The sequence below is a fragment of the Actinomycetospora succinea genome (assembly GCF_004363095.1).
GTDB lineage: Bacteria > Actinomycetota > Actinomycetes > Mycobacteriales > Pseudonocardiaceae > Actinomycetospora > Actinomycetospora succinea.
The window spans coordinates 359015-385200 of the sequence record NZ_SNYO01000003.1 but is presented as its reverse complement, the minus strand read 5'-3'; the positions used below and the strand labels follow the sequence as shown (position 1 = coordinate 385200).

Annotated in this window: 23 protein-coding genes and 1 tRNA gene; 9 read left to right on the top strand and 15 right to left on the bottom strand. The window is 73.3% G+C overall.

The features are described 5' to 3' along the window. Positions 1–2: 2 nt before the first annotated feature. The 6 genes from EV188_RS13075 to EV188_RS13050 form a co-directional block, all read right to left on the bottom strand. Positions 3–1412, bottom strand: a complete 1410-nt coding sequence (locus tag EV188_RS13075; RefSeq protein WP_133826701.1) for a serine/threonine-protein kinase — start codon at positions 1410–1412, stop codon at positions 3–5. Next, complete coding sequence (locus EV188_RS13070) at positions 1412–2893, bottom strand: peptidoglycan D,D-transpeptidase FtsI family protein (RefSeq protein WP_133826700.1); 1482 nt, start codon at positions 2891–2893, stop codon at positions 1412–1414. Before EV188_RS13070 ends, EV188_RS13075 begins: the two co-directional genes overlap by 1 nt. After that, positions 2890–4485 (bottom strand): FtsW/RodA/SpoVE family cell cycle protein, encoded by a 1596-nt coding sequence (locus EV188_RS13065; protein WP_133826699.1) that lies wholly within the window; start codon positions 4483–4485, stop codon positions 2890–2892. Before EV188_RS13065 ends, EV188_RS13070 begins: the two co-directional genes overlap by 4 nt. Continuing rightward, positions 4485–5855 (bottom strand): PP2C family protein-serine/threonine phosphatase, encoded by a 1371-nt coding sequence (locus tag EV188_RS13060; protein ID WP_133826698.1) that lies wholly within the window; start codon positions 5853–5855, stop codon positions 4485–4487. The genes EV188_RS13065 and EV188_RS13060 overlap by 1 nt, the downstream gene beginning before the upstream one ends. Before the next feature lie 100 nt (positions 5856–5955). After that, entirely contained in the window at positions 5956–6438 is a 483-nt protein-coding gene (locus tag EV188_RS13055; RefSeq protein ID WP_133826697.1) for an FHA domain-containing protein FhaB/FipA, read from the bottom strand. Positions 6439–6457: 19 nt separating this feature from the next. Then, complete coding sequence (locus tag EV188_RS13050; RefSeq protein ID WP_133826696.1) at positions 6458–7744, bottom strand: DUF3662 and FHA domain-containing protein; 1287 nt, start codon at positions 7742–7744, stop codon at positions 6458–6460. Positions 7745–7916: 172 nt separating this feature from the next. Between EV188_RS13050 and EV188_RS13045 the strand changes: the two genes are divergently transcribed. Further along, positions 7917–7999: transfer RNA gene (locus EV188_RS13045), tRNA-Leu, on the top strand. Positions 8000–8099: 100 nt separating this feature from the next. After that, complete coding sequence (gene serS, locus EV188_RS13040) at positions 8100–9410, top strand: serine--tRNA ligase (RefSeq protein ID WP_133826695.1); 1311 nt, start codon at positions 8100–8102, stop codon at positions 9408–9410. Here serS and EV188_RS13035 read toward each other — a convergent pair. Both EV188_RS13035 and EV188_RS13030 read right to left on the bottom strand, forming a co-directional pair. Further along, positions 9400–10212 carry a thioesterase family protein gene (locus EV188_RS13035; RefSeq protein WP_133826694.1) on the bottom strand — a complete coding sequence of 271 codons (813 nt, stop codon included), beginning with the start codon at positions 10210–10212 and terminating at the stop codon, positions 9400–9402. The two genes, serS and EV188_RS13035, sit on opposite strands and share 11 nt — an antisense overlap. Positions 10213–10257: 45 nt before the next feature. Continuing rightward, positions 10258–10773 carry an antitoxin gene (locus tag EV188_RS13030; RefSeq protein WP_166659862.1) on the bottom strand — a complete coding sequence of 172 codons (516 nt, stop codon included), beginning with the start codon at positions 10771–10773 and terminating at the stop codon, positions 10258–10260. Positions 10774–11037: 264 nt separating this feature from the next. On the opposite strand from EV188_RS13030, the gene EV188_RS13025 reads away from it, so the two are divergent. Further along, positions 11038–12519: a serine/threonine-protein kinase gene (locus EV188_RS13025; protein ID WP_133826692.1), complete on the top strand. Its 1482-nt coding sequence runs from the start codon at positions 11038–11040 to the stop codon at positions 12517–12519. Between the two features lie 9 nt (positions 12520–12528). Here the strand turns inward: EV188_RS13025 and EV188_RS13020 are convergent, their stop codons facing one another. Both EV188_RS13020 and EV188_RS13015 read right to left on the bottom strand, forming a co-directional pair. Then, complete coding sequence (locus EV188_RS13020; RefSeq protein ID WP_133826691.1) at positions 12529–12870, bottom strand: DUF397 domain-containing protein; 342 nt, start codon at positions 12868–12870, stop codon at positions 12529–12531. A 57-nt stretch (positions 12871–12927) separates the two neighbouring features. After that, positions 12928–13845 (bottom strand): helix-turn-helix domain-containing protein, encoded by a 918-nt coding sequence (locus EV188_RS13015; RefSeq protein WP_133826690.1) that lies wholly within the window; start codon positions 13843–13845, stop codon positions 12928–12930. A 144-nt stretch (positions 13846–13989) separates the two neighbouring features. Here EV188_RS13015 and EV188_RS13010 point away from each other — a divergent pair, with 144 nt between their 5' ends. Further along, positions 13990–14397: a hypothetical protein gene (locus EV188_RS13010; protein ID WP_133826689.1), complete on the top strand. Its 408-nt coding sequence runs from the start codon at positions 13990–13992 to the stop codon at positions 14395–14397. A gap of 81 nt (positions 14398–14478) precedes the next feature. Here EV188_RS13010 and EV188_RS13005 read toward each other — a convergent pair whose 3' ends face one another. Then, on the bottom strand, positions 14479–16836 hold the full coding sequence (locus tag EV188_RS13005) for a glycoside hydrolase family 65 protein (protein ID WP_133826688.1): 2358 nt from the start codon (positions 16834–16836) through the stop codon (positions 14479–14481). Between the two features lie 74 nt (positions 16837–16910). Between EV188_RS13005 and EV188_RS13000 the strand changes: the two genes are divergently transcribed. The 4 genes from EV188_RS13000 (at position 16911) to EV188_RS12985 (ending at position 21180) form a co-directional block, all read left to right on the top strand. Beyond that, complete coding sequence (locus EV188_RS13000) at positions 16911–17891, top strand: aldo/keto reductase (RefSeq protein WP_133826687.1); 981 nt, start codon at positions 16911–16913, stop codon at positions 17889–17891. A 24-nt stretch (positions 17892–17915) separates the two neighbouring features. After that, a complete protein-coding gene (locus tag EV188_RS12995; protein ID WP_133826686.1) occupies positions 17916–18740 on the top strand; it encodes an IclR family transcriptional regulator in 825 nt (274 codons plus the stop codon). 10 nt (positions 18741–18750) lie between these two features. Continuing rightward, complete coding sequence (locus EV188_RS12990) at positions 18751–19878, top strand: 5-methyltetrahydropteroyltriglutamate--homocysteine S-methyltransferase (protein ID WP_133826685.1); 1128 nt, start codon at positions 18751–18753, stop codon at positions 19876–19878. Positions 19879–20250: 372 nt separating this feature from the next. Beyond that, a complete protein-coding gene (locus tag EV188_RS12985; protein ID WP_133826684.1) occupies positions 20251–21180 on the top strand; it encodes a hypothetical protein in 930 nt (309 codons plus the stop codon). Between the two features lie 212 nt (positions 21181–21392). Here EV188_RS12985 and EV188_RS12980 read toward each other — a convergent pair whose 3' ends face one another. Both EV188_RS12980 and EV188_RS12975 read right to left on the bottom strand, forming a co-directional pair. Continuing rightward, positions 21393–22145 (bottom strand): metal-sulfur cluster assembly factor, encoded by a 753-nt coding sequence (locus EV188_RS12980; protein WP_133826683.1) that lies wholly within the window; start codon positions 22143–22145, stop codon positions 21393–21395. Continuing rightward, positions 22142–23188, bottom strand: coding sequence for an amidohydrolase family protein (locus EV188_RS12975; protein ID WP_133826682.1), 1047 nt, complete (start codon positions 23186–23188; stop codon positions 22142–22144). Before EV188_RS12975 ends, EV188_RS12980 begins: the two co-directional genes overlap by 4 nt. Positions 23189–23354: 166 nt before the next feature. Here EV188_RS12975 and EV188_RS12970 point away from each other — a divergent pair, with 166 nt between their 5' ends. Continuing rightward, positions 23355–24056, top strand: a complete 702-nt coding sequence (locus EV188_RS12970; protein WP_133826681.1) for an NAD(P)H-binding protein — start codon at positions 23355–23357, stop codon at positions 24054–24056. Between the two features lie 8 nt (positions 24057–24064). On the opposite strand, the gene EV188_RS12965 is transcribed toward EV188_RS12970, so the two are convergent. Further along, entirely contained in the window at positions 24065–25006 is a 942-nt protein-coding gene (locus EV188_RS12965) for a glycine betaine ABC transporter substrate-binding protein (RefSeq protein WP_133826680.1), read from the bottom strand. 162 nt (positions 25007–25168) lie between these two features. Beyond that, a complete protein-coding gene (locus EV188_RS12960) occupies positions 25169–26131 on the bottom strand; it encodes a glycine betaine ABC transporter substrate-binding protein (protein ID WP_133826679.1) in 963 nt (320 codons plus the stop codon). Positions 26132–26186 lie beyond the last annotated feature (55 nt).

Genomic DNA, 26186 nt, shown 5'->3' with positions numbered 1-26186 from the left:
CCTCAGAACTCCTGACAGGTGACGGTCACGGTCTCCCCGCGCGGGACCTCGCCGGTGGGCGAGAGGTAGAGCACCCGGCAGCGCGACGGATCGTTCGGCTCGCCGCCGAGGATCGTCGCGACCTCGGGATCGAGACCCGACTCGCGCAGCGCGGCGGACGCGACCGACGCGGGCCGCCCCACGTAGTCGACGGGGTTCACGCTGACCCCGTTCGCCGCGGTGGTGGTCGTCGTGCGCGAGCTGCGCGCCGTGGTGCTCGGCGCCGTCGTGGTGGTCGACGTCGCGGTGGTCGTCGCCGCCGGGGGCGGCGGCGCGGACGTCTCGGCCGAGTTGACCACCCACAGCACGCCGGCGAGCAGCAGCAGCGCGACGACGGCGAGCGCGGCGACCGTGCCCCACGGCCCGCGGCGGCGAGGCTGCTCGGGCTGCGAGGCCCAGCGGTCGGGACGCTCGGAGCCCCGCGGTGGCGAGGGCTCGCGCGACATCGCGGGCGCCACGCGGGTCTGCGGGTTGACCCGCTCGGTGAGCGCCGTCGCCTGGCCGGGCAGGGGGAGCGGCTCGCCGCGGCGGACCGCGCCGACCGCGGCCGCGAACTCGCCGCCGGTGGCGTAGCGCTGGCGGGGGTCCTTGGCCAGGGTCGCCTCGATGAGCTGGCGGACCACCGGCGGCACGTCGTTCGGCAGCGGGGGCAGCGGGTCGCGGATGTGCATCATCGCGACCGTGACGGCGTTCTCCGACAGGTACGGGCGGCGTCCCGCGAGGCACTCGTAGCCGACGACGCCCAGCGAGTAGACGTCCGAGGCGGGGCCCGCGTCGCCGCCGCCCGCCTGCTCCGGCGCGATGTAGTGCGCGGTGCCCATGACCATGCCCGAGCGGGTCACCGGCGCCGCGTCGACGGCCTTGGCGATGCCGAAGTCGGTGATCTTCACCTGGCCCGACGGCGTCACCAGGATGTTGCCGGGCTTGACGTCGCGGTGCACCAGCCCGCGCTCGTGCGCGGCCTCGAGCGCCCAGCCGGACTGCTCGAGGATGTCGAGGGTGTAGTCGACGCCGAGGCGCCCGTGCACCGCGAGGATCTGGGCCAGCGGCTCGCCGCGCACCAGCTCCATGACGAGATAGGCGGTGGGCACCTGCACGGTGCCGTTGGCGGTGGCCCACTCGGTGGTGGTCTCGCCGTAGTCGTGCACGGCGGTGATGCCCGAGTTGTTCAGCGAGCCCGCGGTGCGCGCCTCGGTGCGGAAGCGGTGCAGGAACTCGGGGTCACCGGTGAGCTCGGCCTTGAGGATCTTCACGGCGACGGTGCGCCCGAGCCGCGAGTCCTCGGCCTCCCAGACCTCGCCCATGCCGCCGACGGCGATCCGCCGGCCGAGCCGGTAGCGGTCGCCGATCAGCGAACCGGTCGTGGGCGCCACTAGGAACCACTCCCCAGGGCGGCCGCGATGACCGCGCGCCCGATCGGGGAGGCGACCGAACCGCCGGTGGCCTCCTCGCCGCGGTTGCCGCCCCGCTCGACGATCACCGAGACGGCGATCTGCGGGTTCGGCACCGGGCCGAACGCGTCGTACCAGGTGTGCGGCGGGTTGGTCTTGGGGTTCGCGCCCCACTCGGCGGTGCCGGTCTTGGACGCGATCTGGACCCCGGGGATGCGGCCCTGACCGGACCCGTTGTTCTCCGAGCCGATCATCAGCTGGGTCAGCGTGTCCGCGGTCGACTGCGAGAACGCCCGGGCCAGCCGGTCGGGCTCGGTGGACTCGACGGTCGAGAGGTCCTGGCCCTGGATCTGGGCGACGGTGGTCGGGGTCATCGGGACGCCCCCGTTGGCCACGGTCGCGGTGATCTGGGCGTTCTGCAGCGGGGTCAGGCGGACGTCGCGCTGCCCGATGCTGGACTGGGCGGTCGAGGCCCCGTCGGCCATGTCGCCGAGGCGGGAGGCCTGCACCGGCATCGGCACGGTGAGCCCCGGGTTCTCGAAGCCCAGCGAGACCGCCATGGCGCGCAGCCGGTCGGCGCCGATCTGGGCGCCGAGCTGGGCGAACGGCCCGTTGCAGGACTTCGCGAAGGCCGTCGCGAACGGCACCGACGCGCCGGGGCCGCACGGCTTGCCGTCGTAGTTCTCCAGCGTCGTCGTGCTGTCCGGCAGCGTGATCCGCGGCGCCGCGGTGACCGGGGCCTCCGGCGTGATCGCGCCGGCCTCGAGGGCGGCGGCCGTCGTGACGATCTTGAACGTCGACCCGGGCGGGTAGGTCTCGCTGGTCGCCCGGTTGGTCAGCGTCGGCGGGTCGTCCTCGGTGAGCTGGTTCCAGGCGTTCTGCTGGGTGGTGCCCGAGTGGCTGGCCAGCGGGTTCGGGTCGTACGAGGGCGTGGAGACCATCGCGAGGATCTCGCCGGTCTGCGGCCGGATCGCGACGACCGAGCCCTGGTAGCCGCGCGACGTCATCGCCTCGTAGGCGGCGCGCTGGACCCGTGGGTCGATGCTCAGCACGACGTTGCCGCCCGCGGGGTCGCGCCCGGTGACCGCGTCGGAGATGCGGCGCACGAACAGACGGTCGTCGGTGCCGTTGAGCACCGGGTCCATCGCGCGCTCCATGCCGCCCGCGCCGTAGATCTGGGAGTAGTAGCCGGTGACCGGCGCGTAGAGCGGGCCGTCGGTGTACTGGCGCTGGTAGCGCAGCCGGTCGCCGGGGTCCGGGCTCTGCACGCTCTGGGCGAGCACCTCGCCGCCGGCCGAGATCTGGCCGCGCTGGCGGGAGTACTCGTCGAGCAGGACACGGGCGTTCCGCGGGTCGGCGCGGTACTCGTCGGCCTTGACCACCTGGATCCAGGTGGCCTGCCCCAGCAGGAGCAGGATCAGGACCATGACCGCGAGGGAGACCCGTCGCAGCGGGGTGTTCACTCTCCTCGGGTCCTTCCTCGCGGGGCTGGGTCGGGCGGGGCGCCCGCCTCCTGGCGCACGCCGCCGTGCGGTGGAGTGCGCACCTGGTCGCGCGAGACCATCTCGGTGCTGGCCTCGGCCAGGGGGGCGAGCGGGGCCTGGCCCTGGCCGGGGACGGGCGTCCCGGGCCGCTTCTCGGTGCTCGGCTGGCGGGCCGCGTTCGACACCCGCAGGACCAGCGCCACGAGAGCGTAGTTGGCCACGAGCGACGACCCGCCGTAGGACACGAACGGCGCCGTGATGCCGGTGTTCGGGATCAGGTTGATGACGCCGCCGACGACGACGAACACCTGCCACGCGATCGCGAACCCGAGGCCGGCGGCGAGCAGCTTGCCGAAGGTGTCCCGCACGGCCAGGGCGCTGCGCATCGCCCGCGTGGCGAGCAGGCAGTAGATGAGCAGCAGCGCCGCGATGCCGACGAGGCCGATCTCCTCGCCGAGCGAGGTGAAGATGAAGTCGGTGCTGGCGAACGGCACGAGCTCCGGGCGCCCGGCGCCGAGCCCGGTGCCGCCCATGCCGCCGGTCGCGAGCCCGAACAGCCCCTGGCTGACCTGGAACCCGCGGCCGTTGTAGTCGGCGAACGGGTCGAGCCACACCGAGACGCGGATCTGGACGCGGGACACGAACGTCCACGCCGCGAACGCGCCGGCACCGAAGATCGTCAGGCCGATGAGCACCCAGGAGATGCGCTCGGTGGCCACGTAGAGCATCACGAGCACGATCCCGAAGAACATCAGGGACGTGCCGAGGTCGGACTCGAAGACCAGGACGGCCATCGCGACGCCCCAGGCCACGAGCAGCGGGCCGAGGTCGCGGGGCCGGGGGAAGGTCATGCCGAGGAAGTGCTTGCCGGCGCTCGTGAACAGGTCGCGCTTGACCACCAGGAACGAGGCGAAGAAGACGACGAAGAGGATCTTCGCGAACTCGCCGGGCTGGATGCTGGCCGGGCCGAGGCGGATCCAGATGCGGGCGCCGTTGACCTCCGAGAGCGAGGCCGGCAGCACCGCCGGCAGGGCCAGCAGGATCAGGCCGGCGAACCCGGCGGTGTAGCCGTAGCGCGCGAGCGTCCGGTGGTCGGGCACGAGCCACAGCACGCCGACGAAGAACACCAGGCCGATGGCGGTCCAGCCGACCTGGCGCAGCGCCTCCTGCGCGGGCTCCTCGTTGCCCAGGCTGACCGCGCGGGCGATCCGGGCCAGGTCGACCCGGTGGATCATCACCAGCCCGATGCCGTTGAGCAGCGCGGCGAGCGGGAGCACCAGCGGGTCGGCGTACGGCGCGAACTTGCGCACCGCCAGGTGCGCGAGGGCGAGCAGCGCCATGTACGCGGCGCCGAGGTAGAGCAGCGCCCAGGTGAGCTCCTGCTCCTGGTTGGCCTCGACGAGCACCAGCGCGCCGGTGGTGATGACGGCGGCGAGGGCCAGCAGCGCGAGCTCGACCCCGCGGCGGGTGGACACGGCGGCCGCGACCGCCGGCCGCAGCGCGGTGCGGTCGGCAGGACGGTCGATCCCGGGCGCGCCGTTCTGGGCGCCGGGAGCGGTGGGCCGCGTCATTACGGCACCCGGCAGTCCCGGCCCGGGACCTGCGGCTCGGTCGGTGCGGGCGACGCGACGGGGGCCTGACCGGCCGCGTCGGGGGCGCCCGGGGTGCCGGGCGCGGCGGGGGTGCCACCGGCGGGCGGGACCGTGCCGGGGGCGGTGGTCGGGGCCACCGGTTCGCACGGCGGGAGCATCTGCTCGGTGCGCAACCGGTCGACGGTCGCCTCGGCGCGGGGGAGGTCCGCGACCCGGATGCCGTCGCCGGCCAGCTGCTGGCGCGCGACGGGGGTCAGGTCCGCGACCCGGACGCCGGAGTCCTGCGCGACGCTCTGGAGCGCGACGCCGAGGAACGTGCCGGGCACGCCCTGGTAGATCACGACGGTGTCGTCGTCGGCGGCCACGTAGTACTGGCTCGAGACGTACACGGTGGCGGCGAGCACGGCGATGCCCGCGAGCGCGACCACGGCCAGCGCGGCCAGCGCGAGGCGCAGGCGCGCACGGCGGGGCCGCCGGCGGGACGAGTCGGAGGCCGTCGGGGTCGGCCGGGGCTCGGGCTCGCTGCGGGTCAGCGTCGCGGCGGAGGCGCGCGCGGCCGCGGAGTCGCCGGGCGGGGGGTCGGCGCGGCCGTCGCCGGCGGCGCCGCCGTAGATGGGGTCGTGCTCGCCGAAGTCGACGTCGACCACGTCGGCGACGATGCACGTGACGTTGTCGGGGCCGCCGCCCTTGAGCGCGAGCTCGATGAGGCGGTCCGAGCAGTCCTGCGGGTCGGCGATCGTCAGCGCCTCGGCCAGGGTCTCGGCGCTCACCACGCCGGACAGGCCGTCGGAGCAGAGCAGGTACCGGTCGCCGGAGCGCGCCTCGCGGACGGTGAGCGCGGGCTCGACGTCGTGGCCGGTGAGCGCGCGCAGGAGCAGCGAGCGCTGGGGATGGCTCGCCGCCTCGTCCTCGGTGATCCGGCCCTCGTCGATCAGCGACTGCACGAAGGTGTCGTCGCGGGTGATCTGGGTGAGCACGCCGTCGCGGAACAGGTAGGCACGCGAGTCGCCGACGTGCACCATGCCGAGCCTGCTGCCGGCGAAGAGCACCGCGGTCAGCGTCGTGCCCATGCCGTCGAGGTCGGGCTCCTCGGCGACCAGCTCGGTGATCGCGTCGTTGCCCTGGGCGGTGGCTTCGGCGAGCTCGCCCAGGAGGTCGTCGCCGGGCTCGTCGTCGTCGAGCGGGACGAGGGCGGCGATGACGAGCTTCGAGGCCACCTCGCCGGCCGCGTGTCCGCCCATGCCGTCGGCGAGGGCGAGCAGGCGCGGGCCCGCGTAGACCGAGTCCTGGTTGTTCTGCCGCACCAGGCCCCGGTCACTGCGAGCGGAGTAGCGCAGCACCAGGGTCACGGGTCGATCCTGCACGGGAGGGGACGGGGCGTCGTCACCCGGGTCCGGATGGCGGGCGTGCTGATCAGGGACCTGGTCATGAGCGCCGTCATGAGCGCCGTCATGAGCGGAGCTCGATGACCGTCTTGCCGATCCTGATCGGAGAGCCCACCGGGACCCGGGTGGGTCCGGAGACCTTGTTGCGGTCGAGGTACGTGCCGTTGGTCGATCCGAGATCCTCGACGTACCAGTCGTCGCCGGACTGGGAGATGCGGGCGTGCCGGGTCGACGCGTAGTCGTCGTCGAGCACCAGCGTCGAGTCGTCCGCCCGCCCGATCATGATCGGACGACCGTCCAGGGCGATGCGGGTGCCCGCGAGGGCGCCGGCGGTGACGATCAGGGCACGGGGCCCGGAGCGTCCGCCGCCGCGGGCCGGCTTGGACGTACCCCCGCGGGTGGAGGGACGTCGGCCGCCGGGCGCCGCGGCCCGCAGACCCGATGCCGCGTAGAGGTCGCTGCGAACGACTCGCAACGCGGCGAGGACGAACAGCCACAGGAGGGCCAGGAATCCGGCCCTCGTGATCTGGAGGACGAGTTCGGGCACGCCGTCGGGCCTTCGGGCCTCAGCCCTGCGCGCGGAAGAGCAGCGCGCTGTGCCCGACCCGGATCGTGTCGCCGTCGGCGAGCTGCCAGGTCTGGACCGGCGTGCCGTTCACCGTGGTGCCGTTGGTCGACCCGAGGTCGGACAGGGTGGCCTGCTGGCCGTCCCAGTTGATCTCGAGGTGACGACGCGAGACGCCGGTGTCCGCGAGGCGGAACTGCGCGTCCTGGCCGCGGCCGATGACGTTGGAGCCGTTGACCAGCTGGTACGAGCGGTTCGAGCCGTCGTCCAGCGTCAGCGACGCGGTCATCTGGCGGGTCTGGACGCCGCCGTAGCCCTGCTGGCCGTACTGGTCGTAGCCGCCCTGCTGCTGGCCGTAGGGGTCGTAGCCGCCCTGGCCGTACTGGCCGCCGTAGCCCTGCTGGCCGTAGGGGTCGTAGCCCTGCTGCTGGCCGTAGCCCTGCTGGGGCTGGCCGTACTGGTCGTATCCGGGCTGGCCGTAGCCCTGCTGCGGGTAGCCCTGCTGCTGGCCGTAGGGGTCGTACCCCGGCTGCTGGCCGTAGCCCTGCTGCGGCTGGCCGTACTGGTCGTACCCGGGCTGGCCGTAGCCCTGCTGCGGGTAGCCGCCCTGCTGGCCGTACTGGTCGTACCCCTGCTGCGGGTAGCCGCCCTGCTGGCCGTACTGGTCGTAGCCCTGCTGCGGGTAACCGCCCTGCTGGGGGTAGCCCTGCTGCGGCTGGCCGTACTGGTCGTAGCCGGGCTGGCCGTACCCCTGCTGCGGGTAACCCTGCTGCTGCGGGTAACCCTGCTGTCCGTAGGGGTCCTGCTGGCCGTAGTTGCCGTCGCGACCCTGCTGGTCGTCCGGGTAGCGGCCGGGTGCCTGACTCATGGGCTGTTCTCCTGCGGATCGGGGGCTCGCGGCCCGTCGCCGCGACGCGTCGGGGTCAACGGACGACCTGGTGCGGAACTGTCCCGTGTGCAGCGCGTCGGAACGCTCCAGAGAGACTACGACCTCACCGTAAGTCTCCCACCCGCCCTCCGTGAGGTGCTCCTCCACGACCTCGATGAGCGAGTGGGTGATGGTCTCCTCGTCGCCGGCCAAGCGTTCGTGGTCCGCGGGACTGAGCACCACCGTGTACTGATTGGGCGCCAAGCGGCGTCCACCTGCCAACTCTCGCACGCCGTCCTCCGCCTCACGGCGAAGACCCTGCGCTATCTCCTGCGGGACGACCTTGCCACCGAACACGCGTGCGAAGGCGTCACCCACCAGACCTTCGAGCTTGCGCTCGAAGCGCTGTGCGCGCCCCACCGCGATCCCTCCTCGTCCGACGCTCGTGCCGTCGTCCCGACACCTGCTGCCCCGTCCGGCATGTCGCCACACCGGTCGGGCGGATTCGATGGTATCGGTCGCCGCGAGCGGGGCGCCGACCTCCTTCCGGGAGGGCGGATCCGTGCGTGCTAGCGTTCCGTCAGATCACTCCGGGCGAGTGGCGGAATGGCAGACGCGCACGGTTCAGGTCCGTGTATCCGGAAGGATGTGGGGGTTCAACTCCCCCCTCGCCCACCCAGCACCTCCCAGCATCTAGGCCAGAGCAATCAGGGCCCCGGTCGTGACCCACGGCCGGGGCCTTCTTCATATGCGGACCCGGAGAGGAACGCCCGCGATGCACGACGCACGCCTCCTGCTCGAGCTCGGCGACGAGGCGGTGCGCCGCCTCGCCCGACGCGGCTACTCGCTCGACCTCGCGGGTCTGGAGGCGATGTCGTCGCGCCGGTCGGCGGCGATCGGCGCGGTGGACGAGCTGCGGGCGGAGTCCAAGCGGGCGGCCGGCGAGGTGGGGAAGGCCGCGAAGTCGGGCTCCCCGAGCGACGAGGTCGACGCGCTCAAGGAGAAGGCCCGCGAGCTCAAGGACCGCATCCGCGGGGCCGAGGAGGAGGTCGACGCCGCCGAGGCCGCGCTGCGCGAGCTCCTGCTCACGATCCCGAACCTGCCGTCCGACGACGCCCCCGACGGCGACTCGGAGGACGACGCCGTCGAGGTCCGCCGCGTCGGCGAGCCCCCGGTGCTCGGCTTCGCCCCGCGCGACCACGTCGAGATCGGCGAGGCGATGGGGATCCTCGACCTCGGGCGGGCGGCGAAGCTCTCGGGCGCGCGGTTCTCCGTGACGCGCGGGCCGGGCGCCGTGCTCGAGCGGGCGCTCGCGTCCTTCTTCCTCGCGCTGCACACCGGCCGGCACGGCTACACCGAGTTCTCGGTGCCCTACCTCGTCACCGCGCCGACCATGACCGGCACGGGGCAGCTGCCGAAGTTCGAGGAGGACCTCTTCCGGACCGGCACCGGCGAGCGCGACCTCTACCTCATCCCCACCGCCGAGGTGCCGCTCACGGCGATGCACGCCGACGAGATCCTCGAGACCGAGAGCCTGCCGCGGGCGTACACGTCGTGGACGCCGTGCTTCCGCTCGGAGGCGGGCTCGTACGGCCGCGACACCCGCGGCATCCTGCGGCTGCACCAGTTCTCCAAGGTGGAGCTGGTGCGGGTCTGCGCGTCCGACGACTCGCGCGACGAGCTCGAGGTGATGCTCGCCCACGCCGAGGCGTGCCTGCAGGAGCTCGGCCTGGCCTACCGCGTCATCCGGCTGGCGGCGGGCGACATGGGGTTCAACGCGCAGCTGACCTACGACATCGAGGTCTGGCTGCCCAGCCAGGACACCTACCGCGAGATCTCCTCGTGCTCGGACTGCGGCACCTTCCAGGCGCGCCGCTCGGGGATCCGCAGCAAGGACGCCCAGGGCAAGCGGGGCCAGGTGGCGACGCTCAACGGCTCGGGCCTGCCGATCGGGCGGACGATGGCGGCGGTGCTCGAGCAGTGCCAGGAGGAGGACGGGTCGGTCACGATCCCCGAGGCCCTCGTCCCGTTCACCGGCTTCCGGCGCCTGCTGCCGGACGGCACGCCGGAGCTCGTCATCTCCTGATCGCGGCCAGCTGGTGGGCGTGGCCGACGAGGCGGTCGTCGGCGTCCCACACGCGGCAGGTCTCGTGCATGCGGTCGGCGCCCGCGCGCTCGACCCACTGCACGACGCGCAGCGGGCCGGGCGCCGGGTCGGCGACGACGTGCGCCGAGAGCGACATCGTCGGCGACCAGCCCGACAGGCCCATGTCGAACGTCGCCGGCGGCAGGATGTCGAGCGCGACGAGCAGGCCCTCGGGGGTCCACGCCTCGCCGGAGGCGAGCGAGGCCCAGCCCGCGAGCCTGCCCTCGCCCGACGGGCGGCCGTGCACGAAGCCCGCGGTGACCGGGTCGAGGCGGGTGTCGACGACGTCCATGATCGGCAGCGAGCCCCGGCCGTCGTCGTCGGAGCCCGACGGGCTGCGCGGGCAGTCCTCGAACGGCGTCAGGTCCGGCGCCGCCGGCGCGACGTCGTCGGGCGTGGGCGTCGCGGGCGGGCCGAGGATGAGGGCGGCCTCGACCGCCGGGCCGTCCTGGTCGAGGCGCACCCGCAGCTGCGAGGCGCCGCGCCCCAGCCGCAGGACGGTGACCTCGAGGGACGCCGGCCCCGGCTCGGGGGCCTGCAGGTAGGTCCCGGTCACCGCCTGCGGGCTGGTGTGCGCGGGCCGCTCGGTGGCGACGGTCTCGCGCGCCGCGCGGGCGAGCACGGCGAGCAGGTAGCCGCCGTGCAGCTTGGGACCGATCGACCACTGGTCGTCGAGGACGATGGTGAACCGGCCCGCCTCGTCGGTGGGTTCCGGCGCCGTGGCCTTGTCGAACTCAGCCACGGTGCTCCGGGATGTCGGTGGCTGTGCTGTCTCCTGGGCCCCGGCTCACGACTGCGGCGGGCGCGGCCAGTCGGCCGAGTCGTCGCGCGGCGGGTGCGTGGGACGGCCCGGGTCGGTGGGCGCGTCGGACGGCGGGGTGCTCACCGGCGGGCTCGCGGGCGGGCCGACGGGTCCGGTCGGCGGCTCCGGGGTGGCCGAGGCGCCCGGAGCGGTGGGCGTCGCGCCGGCCGTCGGCGGGGTGGTCGGCGGCGTGGTCGGCGTGGCACCCGTCGGGCCGGTGGTCCCGGGGGTGTTCGGCGTGCCGTCGCCCGCGGCCGCGCCGGGGGCCTGCGGGTCGCCGGTGCCCTGCTTGGCGGCCCAGCCGACGCCCTCGCCGGCCTTCGCCTCGGCCTTGCCGATCTGCTCGGAGTACTTGCCGCCGGTCTTCTGGTCGACCCAGCGCGCCGCCTTGCCGATCGCGCCGAGGATGCTGTCCTCGTTGTCGGCGACCTTCTTGCTGGCCGTGTCGCGCAGGTCGTTGGCGAACTGCTTGCCCTGCTGCACGTAGTCGTCGCGGCTCATGCGTCCTCCACGGTGGGCGTCCGGAACGGAACCGTACCCGCGTGCCGCCCCGCCCCACACCCTCGAACGGGCGCGCCCGGATGGCCGGTGGTATCGCCCGGGGAGGCGCGTGCGGCAGGGTGGCCGTCGGACGCGGCGAGCGGGCCAGGCACGATGGGCAGGCACTCCGGACGACTCCGGGGTCATCCGGACGTGGTCCGGGTCAGGTACTGACGAGACGGAGCCGGCGACCGCCGGAGCACCGGAACGAGGAGGCGCGCGGGCGTGAGTTCGACGGAGGCGGGCCCGCCGCCCACCGTGGGTGGAGGGCGATACACCCTCGGTGACCTCATCGGCCGCGGCGGCGCCGCCGAGGTGTTCCGGGCGCGCGACGAGCTGCTCGGCCGCGACGTCGCCGTCAAGCTGTTCCCCGCCGGCGTCGGCGAGGCCGACGAGTCCCGCCGCCAGCGCGAGGTCCAGACGCTCGCCGGGATGAACCACCCCGGCCTGGTGACGATCTACGACGTCGGCCAGGAGCGCGACCGCGCGTACTTCGTCATGCAGCTCATCGAGGGCGAGTCCCTCGCCGACCGCATCCGCAGCGGTCCCCTCGCGCTCGGCGACGTCGTCGCCCTCGGGTCGGCCCTCGGCGACGCGCTGACCTACGTGCACCGCCACGGCGTCGTGCACCGCGACATCAAGCCCGGCAACGTGCTGCTCGACACCGACGGGCGTCCGCACCTGTCGGACTTCGGCATCGCCGTGCTCGCCGACGCGACGAACATCACCGCCACCGGCATGGTCATCGGCACGGCGTCCTACCTGTCGCCGGAGCAGGTGCGCGGCCAGCAGGTCGGGCCGGCCTCCGACGTCTACGCGCTGGGCCTGGTGCTCCTCGAGTGCATCACGGCGCGCCGCGAGTACCCCGGCAACGCGCTCGAGGCCGCGGTCGCCCGCCTCCACCGCGCCCCGGAGATCCCGCCGGACCTGCCCGCGCCGCTCGGCAACCTGCTCGCGGCGATGACCGGCGACGAGCCGATGGAGCGCCCCACCACCGAGCAGGTGGTCGGCGAGCTCCGGATGATGGCCCGCGAGGCCGGCATGGACGCCCAGACCGTGCTGGCCCCGGCGCCGGTCACCGGCAGCGGCGCGATGCGCACCACCGCGATGGGCCCGGGCACCGGCGCCACGGCGTACGCCCCGATGGGCGGCGCCCCGGCGAGCGGGCCGACGCGGGCCATGGGCACACCCCCCGGCGGCTACGCCCCGGCGGCCTACGGGGCGACGGGCGCGTACGGCGCCGCCGACCCGACCGCGCTCGTCGGTCCCGACGACCCGCGGACCGCCGGCGGCCAGGCCCCGCCGCGGCGTGGCCGGCGCGCGGCGATCGTCGCGCTCCTGGCGCTGCTGCTCGCCGGCGGTGTCGGCGGGTACTTCCTGCTCTCCAACCAGCAGGAGGCCGCGCCGCCCGCGCTGCCGCCCGCGCCGCCGGTGTTCTCGTCGAGCACGACGACGACCACCGAGGAGGCGACGACCACCCGCTCGCGGCGCACCACCACGGAGGCGCCGACCACGACGACCGTGGCGCCGCCGCCGGTCGTCCCGACCACCCGCACCACGACCACCACGGTGGCCCCGAACCCCGGTGGCGGTGGTGGCGGCGGCGGTGGCGGCGGCAACTCCGGCGGTGGCGGCGGCGGCAACACCGACGACGACACCGTCCAGCCGGTCCCGGTGCCCGGCGGCGGCGCCAACGGGACCGGCTGACCCGGCGGGTCAGTCGCCGAGCGCGCCGAACTCGCCCGCGAGGACGCCACGCCGGAACGCGACCCACTCGTCGTCGCGGAAGTGCAGCACCGCGCCCGAGGAGTGCTCCTGCACCGCGCGGGCGCCGTCGTCGCCGCGGGTCGTCACGTCCACCGCGCCGTTGGCCGAGGGGGCGTCGCGGGCGACCTCGTCGAGGAACGCCGACCACGCCGGCCCGTCGAGGTGCAGCACCGCGCCCTCGCCGTGCTCCTTCGTGTCGCGCAGGTAGGTCGCGCCGTCGGCCTCGAGGACCTCGACGCAGCTCGCGCCGTTGGAGCTGAAGCTGGAGGTCCGCCATCCGTGTGTGCTCATGGATTCGTCTCCTTGCACCGTGGGGAGCGATGCGGCCGCGGCACCGTGCTCGGCGGCTCAGTGGGCCCGCAGCGCCGCGCGTCGGTGGCGGATCACCTCGAGGGAGGCGTCCTGCGGCAGCGCTGCGGAGCGGAGTCTGGCAGCGGCCGTGCGGTATCCGCCAATCCGGTCGGGATCCTGGACGTAGACCGCCCCATCTTGGAACTCTATGTAACCGATCGATCGCGCAGTGTCGAAATCGAGCAGCGTGAACTCGCCGTCCAGCCCGTCGTGTACGGCGACCGCCAACGGCATGACCCGGATGCTGACGTTGCCCTGCTCCGAGAGTGTCAGCAGATGGTCGAGCTGTTCGGCCATCACGGCCGGCCCGCCGACGAGCCGGTCGAGGATCGTCTCCTCGATCACCGCCTCGTACTGCAGCGGCCGCGCGGCGTCGTGCAGGCGCTGCTGGCGGGCGAGGCGCAGCCCGACGACGCGGTCGACGTCGACGACGGGGACGCGCAGCGCGTCGGCGAGCAGCGCGGTGGCGTAGGCGCGCGTCTGCAGCAGTCCGTGCAGCAGCAGGGGCTCGTAGGCGAACGCCGCCGTCGCCAGGCCCTCGAGCCCGACGAAGGTGCGCAGCCAGTCCGGGACGACGTCGGCGAACGGCGCCCACCAGGTGCCGCGGTCGGCGGCCGAGGCCAGGGAGGCGAGCCGTTCGACGTCGGCGACGTCCGCCCCGTAGGAGCGCAGGAGTCGCGCGACCTCGTCCGGCCGCTGCTGGTTCTTCCCCTGCTCCAGATAATTGATCTTCGCGTGCGTACAGCCGAGCACCCGGGCCGCGGCGGTCTGGGTGTGACCCGCGCCCTCCCGTGCCGACCGCAGCTCGTGGCCGATGAGCCAGCGCAGCGCACTGGGGTCGGACCGGTCCGGTCCGCCGCCCCCGCGTCGCTCGACGTCGGCTGCTGTGCCCCCCGCTCCGGCGGTGCGATCCACGCCCCGCGTACCTCCTCGAGCCCCCTGCGACACCGCGGCTCGGCGTCGGTCGGGGGAAGGGTAGCCACCTGACACGACACGAACCGGTGAACTACTCTTCCATCTACATGTAACGGAGCCGGCGCGCGTCACGTGGAGGCCGAGGTGTCCGACCCCGCCGTCGATCCCCTGGCGAGTCCGGCCGGCACGCCGGCGATCCCGGACACCCCGGGGGAGGCCACCTGGATCCTGCCCGCCGAACCGGTCAGCGGGACCACGACCACCACGGCGACCGGCCACCGGGCGACCCTGACGCACTGCCGGTGCGGGCTGCCGGTCGGCGGCGAGGGCTACGACGTCTCCGTCGACGCCGAGCCGCCCGACCTCGTCACGGTCACTGTCCTCGGCCAGGTCCCCGGCGTGACGCGCTGGGACCGGGGCGCCGACGGGCTCTGGCACCCGGCACGCACCCGCTACCAGGCCCCGACGCCGCCGGTGCCCTGGCGCGCGCTCGGTGTGTGCGCGGCCCGCCGGCGGCACCGGATCGTCCCGGTCCGGCGGCTCAACCGCTAGATCACCCTCGGAGCGCGCCGCCGCAGCCGACACGTCGGGCGACAGAGGAGCCCGAGGGGTCGTGACCGGCTTGGCGCCACACTAGGCGTGGCGGCGGAAGAGCGGCGCCCGTCCCGGCGGCTGCTCCACGTCACCGACCGGCGGCGCGGGCGGCACGTCCCGCGACACCGGCTCGCCCTTCGCCACGGTGACGGTCTCGCCGTGGTGGCCGATCTCGAGGTCGTCGCCCTCCTCGAGGGTGTACGTGGTCTCGGTGCTCTCGACGGCGATGTGCAGCGAGCGCCCCCGCCACTGGATGCGGAACCGCACGCCGGAGAGCGCCTCGGGCAGGCGCGGCGCGAACGTCAGCCGGCCGTCGTGGGTGCGCATCCCGCCGAGGCCCATGACGATCGAGGTCCACGCGCTCCCCATGGCGGCGAGGTGCACGCCGTCGCGGACGTTGTGCTCGAGGTCGGCGAGGTCCATCTGCGCCGACTCGCACAGGTAGTCGTAGGCGAGGTCCATGTGGCCGGTCTCGGCCGCCATCACCGCGAGGGTGCCGGGGGACAGCGACGAGTCCCGGACGGTCACGCGCTCGTAGTAGACGAAGTTGTCGTGCTTCTGCTCCGGGGTGAACGCGTCCGGGCACTGCACCATCGCGAGCACGAGGTCGGGCTGCTTGACGACCTGCTTGCGGTAGAGGTCGAAGTACGGGTAGTTCAGCAGCAGCGGGTAGTTCTCCTCGGGCGTGTTCTCGAAGTCCCAGACGGCGTGGCGGGTGAAGCCCTCGCTCTGCTGGTGCACGCCCAGCGCCTTGTCGAACGGGATCACCATCGAGCTCGCCGCCGAGCGCCAGCTCGCGATCTCCTCGGGCGAGACGTGCAGCCGCTCCGCCTCGCGGGGCCAGCGCACCGCGGCGTCGGCGGCACCGCGCAGGTTCTTCTGCGCCATGAGGTTGGTGTAGACGTTGTTGTCGGCCACGGCGGAGTACTCGTCGGGGCCGGTGACGCCGTCGATGCGGAAGGCGCTGTCGCTGTCGTGGTGGCCGAGCGAGCGCCACAGCCGCGCGGTCGCCACCAGCAGGTCGACGCCGATCTCGCGCTCGAACGCCTTGTCGTCGGTGGCGGCGACGTAGCGCATGACGGCGTCGGCGATGTCGGCGTTGACGTGGAACGCGGCGGTGCCCGCCGGCCAGTAGCCCGAGCACTCCTCGCCGTTGATCGTGCGCCAGGCGAACGCCGCGCCGTCGAGGCCGAGCTTGGCGGCGTGCGCGGTGGCGACGTCGAGCGTGCTGTGCCGCCAGCGCAGCGCGTCGGCCGCGGCGCGCGGCTGGGTGTACATGAAGACGGGGAGCACGAACGTCTCGCCGTCCCAGAAGCTGTGGCCGTCGTAGCCCTGGCCGGTGAGCCCCTTGGCGCCGATCGCGCGGTGCTCGGCCCGCGCCCCGGCCTGCAGGACCTGGAACAGGCAGAACCGCAGCGCCTGCTGCAGGCGCGGGTCGCCGTCGATCTCGAGGTCGGCCTTCGCCCAGAACGCATCCAGGTACTCGCGCTGGGCGGCGAGGAGGCCGTCCCAGCCCGTGTAGACCGACGCGTCGAGGGCGGCCTCGACCTGGTCGACGATCGCCGGCTGCGACCGCTGGCTCGACCAGCCGTAGGCCATGTACTTGACGACGCGCAGCTTCTGCCCCGGCTTCAGCCGGGTGATCACCGAGGTGCGGCCGACGTTGTTCGAGCACGAGCTCGTGACCTGGGCGTCGTCGGGCCCGAAGACCTGGTGCTCCATGGCCGCGCCGACGCGCAGCTCGGAGCGCCGGGTCTGGTGGGTCATGCGCGCGCCGTGGGTGGAGTTCGAGTGGTGCTCGGGGACCAGCACGTTCTGCAGGGCGGCCGCGACGCGCGGGTCGCCCTCGATGACCGGCATCTGCTCGTTGGCGAAGAGCTCCGACTGGACGACGAGCAGCGCCTCCGAGCCCGCGTCCTCGGGGACCGCCACCTCGTAGGAGATCGCCGCGACCGAGCGCTGCGAGAACGACACGAGGCGCTCCGAGGTCACCGTCACCCGCTGGCCGTTGGGGGAGACCCAGTCGACGTGGCGGGTGAGGGTGCCGGCGCGCATGTCGAGCGTGCGGTGGTGCGCGAGCACCTGGCCGTAGCGCACGTCGAGCGGCTCGTCGTCGACGAGCACCCGGATGAGCTTGCCGTTCGGGACGTTGACCAGCGTCTGGCCCTCGTCGGGGTAGCCGAACCCGCCCTCGGCGTGCGGCAGCGGGCGCGACTCGTAGAACGAGTTGAGGTACGTGCCCGGCATCGCGTGCGGCTCCCCCTCGTCGAGGTTGCCGCGCATGCCGACGTGCCCGTTGGCCAGCGCGAACAACGACTCGGTCTGCGGGAGCGCGTCGAGGTCGACGTGGGGCTCGTGCACCGTCCACGGGTCGACGCGGAACGGGTTGCTGATCACGGGTTCTCCTCGTCCACGGGTCCGGGCGGAGCGTAGCGCCGCGGTGATCCGGTGATCGGGCCTACCGTGGGGACATGGCCGCCCGCGTCCGCATCCCCCGCTCGGAGCTCGACGTCCACCCGCTCTGCCTCGGCGGCAACGTGTTCGGGTGGACGGCGGACGCCGCCGCGTCGGCAGCAGTGCTCGACGCCTACCTGGACGCGGGCGGGAACTTCGTCGACAGCGCCGACTCGTACACCTGGCGGGTGGAGGGCAACAGCGGCGGCGACTCCGAACGCGTCCTCGGCGACTGGATGGCCGCGCGCGGGGTGCGCGACCGCGTCGTCGTCGCCACCAAGGTCGGTTCGTGGCCGGAGCGCCCGGGCCTCTCGCCGGAGAACGTGACGGCCGCCTGCGACGACTCGCTGCGGCGCCTGCGCACCGACCACATCGACCTCTACTACGCCCACCGCGACGACCCGGACACCCCCATCGAGGACGCCCTCGGCGCGTTCGACGAGCTCGTGCGGGCCGGGAAGGTCCGGTACGTCGGGCTGTCGAACTACTCCGCGGAGCGTCTGACCTCGGCGCTCACCGTCGCCGACAAGCACGGCCTCGCCCGGCCCGTCGCGCTGCAGCCGCACTACAACCTCGTCGAGCGCGCGCTCTACGAGGACGAGCTCGCCGACGTCGCCGCGGACGCCGACCTCGGGGTGATGCCGTACTTCGCGCTCGCCAAGGGCTTCCTCACCGGCAAGTACCGCCCGGGCGACCCGGCCCCCGACATGAGCGGCCCGATGGCCTCGGCCCGGGCGGGCGGCGCCGTCGCCTACCTCGACGACCGCGGGACGCGCGTGCTGGGCGTGCTCGAGCAGGTCGCGGACGCGCACGGGGTCCCGATGGCCGCGGTCGCGCTCGCCTGGCTCGCCGCGCAGCCGACCGTCACGGCGCCCATCGCGTCCGCGCGGACCGTCGAGCAGCTGGCGACGATCCTGCCGATGGCGGACCTGGAGCTCGCGCCCGACGAGGTCGCCGCCCTGACCGAGGCGTCGGAGGACACTCGGCTGGCGAGCTGAGGGCGGCTCGGGTCTCATGGTCGTGTGAGCGCGCTCTCCTCGGTGCACCGCGCCCTGCAGGTGCTCGAGGTCGTCGCCGCGGCCGGTGACGGGATCAGCGCGAAGGCCGTCGCCCGGCGGCTCGAGTACAACCTCTCGACGACCTACCACCTGCTCGACAGCCTCGTCACCGACGGCTACCTCGTGCGCCTGGAGGCCACCCGCGGCTTCGGTCTCGGCCCCAAGCTGCCGGCGCTGCACGACCGCCTCGTCGCCCAGCTCCCCGTGCCGCGCGGGCTGGGCGGCATCCTCGGCGAGGTGCACGGCCACGCCGGCGCAGGGGCGCTGTACGCGGCGTTCCGCGACGACGACGTCGTGGTCGTGGGGCACGACGACTGCGCCGAGCACCCGGTGCCCGTGATCTCGCAGTGGCGCGGGGCCCTGCACGCGACCGCCGTCGGCAAGCTCTGGCTGGCCGAGTCGGGCGCCCCGGCCCGGCGGGCGATCCTCGACCGCGACGGGCTGCCCTCGCACGCCTACCGCACGATGACCGACGTCGAGGCGCTCGAGCGCGAGCTGGACGGGGTGCGCCGGCGCGACCTCGCCGTCGACCGGGGCGAGTTCCGCGAGCGCCTGGCCTGCATGGCGGCGCCGGTGCGGGTGCCGTCGGTCGAGGGGCCCGTGCTGGTCGGCGCCGTGGCGGTGGCGGTCCCGGTGGTTCCTGCCGGCGGGCCCGGCAGCATCGCCGACCGCCGCGACCGGCTCGAGCGCGCGGTCCGCGAGGGCGCCCGTCGCCTGGCCGTGGCGCTGCAGGATCCCGTTTCCACTGGATGGGACGACGGCGGGCCGGGGGCCGTGCAGCGCGGATAACCTGCCGCGCATGAGTGCCCGGACCAGCGCCCCGTTCCGCGCCGACCACGTCGGGAGCCTCCTGCGCCCGCCCGCCCTGAAGCAGGCCCGCGACGACCACGCCGCCGGGCGCATCGACGCCGACGCGCTGCGCGCGGTCGAGGACGACGCGATCCGCGAGGCGGTGCGGCTCCAGGAGGACGCGGGCCTGCAGGCCGCCACGGACGGCGAGTTCCGCCGCACCTCCTGGCACATGGACTTCCTGTACCAGCTCGACGGCGTGACCTCGTCCAAGGACTCGTCGGTCGAGGTGGCGTTCCGCAACGCGTCGGGCGACCTGACCTTCGCCGCGATGTCCCTGGTGATCGACCAGCGGATCGGGCTCTCGCGCACGATCTTCGGCGACGCGTTCTCGACGCTGGCGTCGTTCACGTCGTCGGCGGTGCCGAAGCTGACGATCCCGTCGCCGTCGATGCTGCACTACCGCCTCGGCGGCGCCCCGGTGCACGAGGGCTCGCCGTACTCCGACCCCGACGAGTTCTGGGCCGACCTCGCCGCCGCCTACCGCGAGGAGGTGTCCCGGCTCTACGACATCGGCGTGCGCTACCTCCAGCTCGACGACACCTCGCTCGCGTACCTCAACGACCCGGCGCAGCGCGAGTCGATGGCCGCGCGCGGCGAGGACGCCGACCACATGCACGAGCGCTACGTCGCGACGATCAACGAGGTCCTCCGCGACCGCCCCGCCGACCTGCGCGTCACCACCCACATGTGCCGCGGCAACTACCGCTCCTCCTGGGCGGCCGAGGGCGGCTACGACTACGTCGCCGAGACCGTCTTCGGCGGCCTGGAGATCGACGGCTTCTTCTGCGAGTACGACGACGCCCGCTCCGGCGACTTCTCGCCGCTGCGCTTCGTCCCGCGCGGCGACCAGCAGGTCGTCCTGGGCCTCGTGACCACCAAGACCGGCGAGCTCGAGGACCCGGACACGCTCAAGCGCCGCATCGAGGAGGCGACGAAGTACGTGCCGCTCGAGCAGCTCTGCCTCTCGCCGCAGTGCGGCTTCTCCTCGACGGTCGAGGGCAACGACCTCACCGCCGACCAGCAGCGCGCGAAGCTCGACCTCGTCGTGTCCGTGGCCCACGACGTCTGGGGCTGACGGCCCCCCGGCGCCCACCCAGCGCCCCGACGCGGCGCCCTGGCCCCCCGGGCCCCGCTCGGGGCTCGGGGTGGTTTGCGGCGAACGCGCTGTTCGCTGCTTCTAGGCGTCGGAAGTCCCCGTTCGCTCGCGGGCCGGCTCGGTGGGCGGCCTCTGGGGGCTGCAGCGAACGCGCTGCTCGCTGCTTCTAGGCGTTCGGAGTCCCCTTTCGTTCGCGGACGCCTCTCACCCAGGGCGGTCCCCCGTAGGCCGTCCCCATCGTCCGTTCGCGTCCACAGCCCTCGAAGTCGTCGCTACCGTCATCGCGCGGGGCGGAGCGACGCTCGCGGCATGCCTCGTCGTTCACGCGTCGATCCCGTTGCCATCGCGTCCGTGGGGCTCTTCGGCGTGGCGGCGGTCGCTGACCTGGCGGCCCTGGGCATGCCCTCGTCCACGATCTCGCGACGGGTCCAGGCCGGACATGCGCGCCGAGTGCTGCGCGGTGTCGTCAAGGACGGCCCGGACGAGCCGACCGGGGACCAGCGCGCTGCCGCGGCTTTGCTGTACGCCGGCCCGTCCTCGGTGATCAGCGGCGGCGAGGCGTTGCGCCGCTACGGCCTCACCGATCCCTCTCCCGACGCGCGCATCCTCGTGGTGGTCGAGGAGCAGCGGCAACGCACATCATCGGCGTTCGTCGACATCGAACGGACCGAGCGCCTACCCCGCGCGGTGACCATCGACGGTCTGGATCTCGCCCCGCTGGATCGTGCCGTCATCGACACCGTGCGCCGGGAAGACCGGATCGACGTCGTGCGCGGAGTCTTGTCCGAGGCCGTGCAGAAGGAGCGGACGACCGTGTCTCGACTGATGGCGGAGCTGGCGGCGGGTTCGCAACGGGGCACGGCGCTCCCTCGGAGGGTGCTGCGCGACGAGCTCGGCGTCGGGGTGCGGTCGGTGGCGGAGTCTTGGGCTCTCGAGCTCCACGCGGACAGCGGCCTGCCGCCCGCTCTCTGGAACCCCCGCTTGTACGACCCGACTGGGACCTACATCGCACAGGCGGACGCCTTCTTCCCGGACGTCGGGCTGGCGTGGGAGATCGACTCGCGTCGCCACCACTTCCTGCTGCCCGACTGGGACAAGACACTCCGCCGACGAGCGCGGATGCAGTCGTACGGCCTCGTCGTCGCCCACACGCGACCGAGCCGTCTGCGGGCGGACCGAGCTGCCGTCATCGAGGAACTGTGGGGCTCCTACCGGCTGGCCGCATCACGCCCGTGCCCCGATCTGCGGGTCGTCGCCGCTCCCGACACGAATTCAGCGTGATCGAGACAGCGGCCGAGCGAGCGGGGACTTCGCGCGCGTAGAAGCAGCGAACAGCGCGTTCGCTGCCAACCCGGAGAAGGCACGCCGACCAGGTCCCGGAGCGAACGCGGAGTTCGAGCGCATAGAAGCACCGAACAGCGCGTTCGCTCCGGAAAGTGGCGAGCCCGGGGAACCGGCGCGCTCCAGAGCCCGGCGAGGCCCGAAACGGAGGCTCAGACGCCGTAGCGCGCCGCGAGTTGCCCGCGGCAGATGCTCGTGTTCGCGTCGACGCCGACCTGGTACGAGCGCGCCTTGCGCAGGTGCAGCGGCAGGGCGTCGACGCCGACGGTGGCGCCCGAGGGGTCGACGACGAGCGGGTCGTCGTCGCCCGCCGGGATGCCGAGCTCGCGGCGCCGGGCCCGGAGGCGCCGGAGGTCGTCGGAGTCGGGCGCGTCGGCGAGCGTCATCGCCGCCACGTCCTCCGGCGTCGCCCCGCCACGCATGAGGGGGCGCACCACGAGGTCGGTGCCCGCCATCAGCGCGCGCTCGGTGAACGTGCGCCGCAGGTCGTCGAGCTCCGCGACGGCCTCGCCGACCTCGGTGCCGGCCATCGAGCCCACGAACCCGGCCCGCGCGGCGACGCCGGCGTTGATGGCGTCGGAGGCGAAGTGGTCGGCGAGCGTCACGTCGGCCCGGGTCACCCCGGGCGTCGCCGACACCGCGTCGTGGGCGTCGGCGACCATGAGGAACGCGAAGTTGGGCGCGCAGAAGTAGGTGGGCAGGCGCAGCGACACGGTCGCGACCCCGTCGTCGGATACGGAGCACGACCCGACGAAGTCGAGCGAGACGACGTCGCTGTCGAGCTCCGGGTCGCGGACGGTGCGCAGCGCCTCCCACACCCGGGCCGCCGTGCCGGTCGCGGCGGCGGCCTCGGCCGCGTTCACCCCGCCCGACCCGGCGACGCGGGCATCGGAGAGCACCGTCATGCCTGGGCCACCTCGCGCTCGTCGACGAGCTGCGCGCCCTCGCCCTCGGTGATCCGGCAGTCCGCAGGCACCGGGATGTCGTAGAGCTTCGCGGCGTTCAGACCGAGGATCTTCTTCTTGCCGTTGGTGCCGAGGGCCGGGTAGTCGGCGTACTCCTCGCTGTCCGGGTACTGCCAGTCGACGAGGCCCTCGACCTGCCACTTCGGTTCCCAGATGTTGTAGTCCGAGCCGAAGGTCATCTTGTCCTCGCCGACCCAGAACAGCAGCTCGCCCATCACCTTGGCGAAGAAGCGCGGGCGGGCGTGCATGAGGCCGCCGAGCACGACCGAGAGGCCGGCGTAGACGTTGGGCTCCTGCGTCGCCATGAAGCAGAAGTCCTCGATGCGCGGGAGACCCACGTGCTCGACGATGAAGTTCAGGCCCTGGAAGTCGGTGGCCGCGTGGTCGACGTCCGAGACGTCGAAGGCGTCCTTGTCCAGCGGCCAGATCGTCGGGCCCTTGTGGACGTGGATGTTGCGGATGCCCAGTTCCTGGGCGCGCTCGAGGAAGCGGTAGCACTCGGGGTCCGAGAGCTTGAAGCCGCGCGAGTCGCCGTTCCACTCCGCGGTGTAGAGCTTCGCGCCGAGCGGCTGGATCTTCTCGACGTTGGCCTCGAACTCGCGCATGCCGGCGTCGCCGTCACGCGGGTCGAAGCGGGTGTTCACACGGAACTTGTCGGGGTGCTTCTTCGCCAGCTCGCCGTTGCGCTCGCTGGTGTTGAAGCCGTCCTTGTACCACTCGCGCAGATAGGTCGACTGGAAGATCGCGACGTCGACGTGGCCCTCGTCGAAGACCTCGCGCATCAGCTGGTTCTCGGAGACCTTCTGGAACTCCTCGAGCGGCTGGTGCGTCTCCGCCGGGCCCAGCGACTGGTAGGCGTGGAAGCACTCGATCCAGCCCTTGGCGTACTGTTCCGCGCCCTGCACCCAGTTCTCGGGCGACGCGTCCCAGTAGTGCATGTGGGAATCGACGACGAAGTACTTCTCACCGTTCTTCTCGTACACGGCGAAGGCCTCCCGTTGGCTGCGCGGCCGTGGTGGTGGATGTGGTGGTGGCCACGCGGCCCACATCACACGTGATCGTCCGTGCGTGGGCAAGACCACGGTTTCCGTGGGTCGCCGAAACGGACGAAACGGACGTCGGCGTGGTCCCCCGCGTACCGTCGTGAGCATGCGCATCGTCATCGCGGGCGGACACGGCAAGATCGCGCTGCGCCTGGAGCGGCAGGCCGCGGCACGGGGTGACGCGACGGTCGCCCTCATCCGGGATCCGGCCCAGTCCGACGACGTGCGCGACGCCGGCGCCGAGCCCGTGGTCGCCGACCTCGAGGCGACGGCCCCCGGCGAGCTCGCCGAGCACCTGACCGGCGCGGACGCCGTCGTGTTCGCCGCCGGCGCGGGCCCGGGCAGCACCGCCGAGCGCAAGGGCACCGTCGACCGCGACGCCGCCCTGCTGCTCGCCGACGCCGCCGCGGCGGCCGGCGTGCGGCGCTACGTGCTCGTGTCGGCGATGAACATCGACAGCCCGCCCGCGGTCGAGGACGACGACTCGGTGTGGGCCCACTACGTGCGGGCGAAGAAGGCGGCCGAGGACGCGCTGCGCGCCCGTGCGGACGACGGGGTCCTCGACCTCACGATCCTGCGCCCCGGCCGCCTCACCGACGACCCGGGCACCGGGCTCGTGCGCCTCGGGACCGTCGACGGCCAGCCGCCCGTGGGCTACGGCGAGGTGACCCGCGAGGACGTCGCGGCCGTCGTGCTCGCGCTGCTCGACGCCCCGGCGACGACGGGTGCGGTGCTCGACCTCGTCGGCGGCACGGTGCCGCCCGCCCAGGCCGTCGCCGCCCTGAGCGGCGCGAACGCCCCCCGCTGACCGCGAGCTCAGCCGATCAGCCCCTGCTCGCGCAGGAACGCGCGGGCGACCTCGTCGGGGTTGCGCCCGCCCGCGGACACGCGCTCGTTGAGCTGGCGCATCACCGGCTCGGTGAGCGTCGGCGCGAGCATCCGGCCCAGCAGGGCGAGCCGCGGCGCGCGTGCCATCACGTCGGTGCGGACCGTCAACGCCGCGTTGTAGGGCAGGAAGTAGCCGCGGTCGTCGACGAGCGTGGAGAGCCGCAGCGGGTTGAGCCGGCCGTCGGTGGCGAAGACCTCGCCGAAGACGCACGGGTTCGCCGCGGCGATCGCGTCGTAGATCTGGTCGATCTCGCGGGTGTCGAGCGCCTGGTCGCCGAGCGGGATGTCGTAGGTGGCGAGCATCCCCTGCAGGCCGTCCTCGCGGCCGGTGAACTCCTGGTCCACGCACAGCGTCGCCTCGGGGGAGCCGGAGCGGACGAGGGCGGCGAAGTCCGAGAGCGTCCGGATCCGCAGGCGCTGGGCGGTGTCGGTGCGCACGCCGATCGCGTAGGTGTTGTTGAACGGGGTGGGGTCGAGCCAGGTGACCTGGTTGCCCGCGTCCGCGGTGCGCACGGCGTCGTAGAGCGCCTCCGGGTCGGCGATCGTCGACTCCTGGGAGAGGTACAGGCGCCAGGCGGTCCCCGTGTACTCCCAGTACATGTCGATCTGACCGCTGGTCAGGGCGGCGCGGACGTTGGCCGAGCCCTTCGTGTCACAGCGGTCGACGACCGTGGCCCCGCTGGACTGCAGCAGGGCGATGGTCATCTTGCAGAGCACGATCTGCTCCGCGAACTCCTTGCCGCCGACGGTGAACGTCTGCCCGGTGAGGTCCACCTCCTGGGCGAAGCTGCCCGGCGGGGTGAGGCGCCGCTCGTCCGAGCACCCGGCGAGCGTGGCGAGCACCGCGACGACGGCGACGAGGAGGGCCATCAGAGCCGGGGGTCGGGGCACGGGCGCGGCGCCTTCGTCTCGAACGGTTGTGGGCGATCTTCCGGTGCGGACGACGACGGCCGGCCGGGGTCCTCTGGACCCGCGACCGGCCGCCGCCGTCACACCGTCATGAACTCATCCGGCGAGGACGTCACCAGGGGCTCACTGGCCGCCGATGAATCCCTGCTGCTGCAGCCAGCGGGTGGCCACCTGCTGGGGGTCCTGCCCCTGCGAGGAGACCTGCCCGTTGAGGTCCAGCATGACCTCGTTGGTCAGACGCGGGGTGATCGCGTCGAAGACCCGCTGGACGCTCGGGTTGCGGTCGAAGACCTCCTTGCGGATGGTCGGCGACGCGTTGTACTGCGGGAAGTAGTTCTTGTCGTCCTGCAGCGTCACCAGGTTCAGACCGGGGATGCGGCCGTCGGTGGTGAAGACCTCGCCGAAGTTGCACGGGTTGCCGTTGGCGGTGGCCTGGTAGATGGCGCCCGTGTCCAGCGTGTTCAGCTGCGGCGGGCCGGCCGGCGGGTTGGTGACCCCGTAGGTCCGGAACAGGCCCGCGAGGCCGTCGTCACGACCGGCGAACTCGGCCTCGACGCAGAGCGTGGCGGCCGGGTTCCCGCTGTTGGTGAAGTTGCCCCAGTCGGTCAGCGTGCGCAGGTTGTTCTGCTCCGCGAACGGACGGGTCACCGCGAGGCCGTAGGTGTTGTTGAACGGCGACGGCGGCAGCCAGACGATGTTGTTCTGCGCCAGGTCCGCGTCACGGGTCGCGACGTACTGCTGCTCGGAGCCCGGGATCGGCGAGGCGTTCTTGAGGTGGGTGATCCAGCCGGTGCCGGTGTACTCCCAGTACATGTCGATCTGCCCGCCGACGAGGGCGGCACGGGTCGACGCGGTACCGGTGATGTTGCAGCGGTCGTTGGCCGTGGCGCCCACCGACTGCAGGGCGGCAATGGTCATCTTGCACAGGACCAGCTGCTCGTCGAACTCCTTGCCGCCGACCGTGTAGGTCTGACCGGCGAGGTTGATGCCGCTGGCCGCCAGGCTGCCGCCCTGGGCCGCGGGCTGGCCGCTGCCCGACAGGCCACCGCAGCCTGCGGCCAGGAGGGCCGTGGCGGCGAGCGTCACCGCGCCCGCCCGCCATCCGGAACGGCGACCGGTTCGGTCACCGCGGAATGTCCAC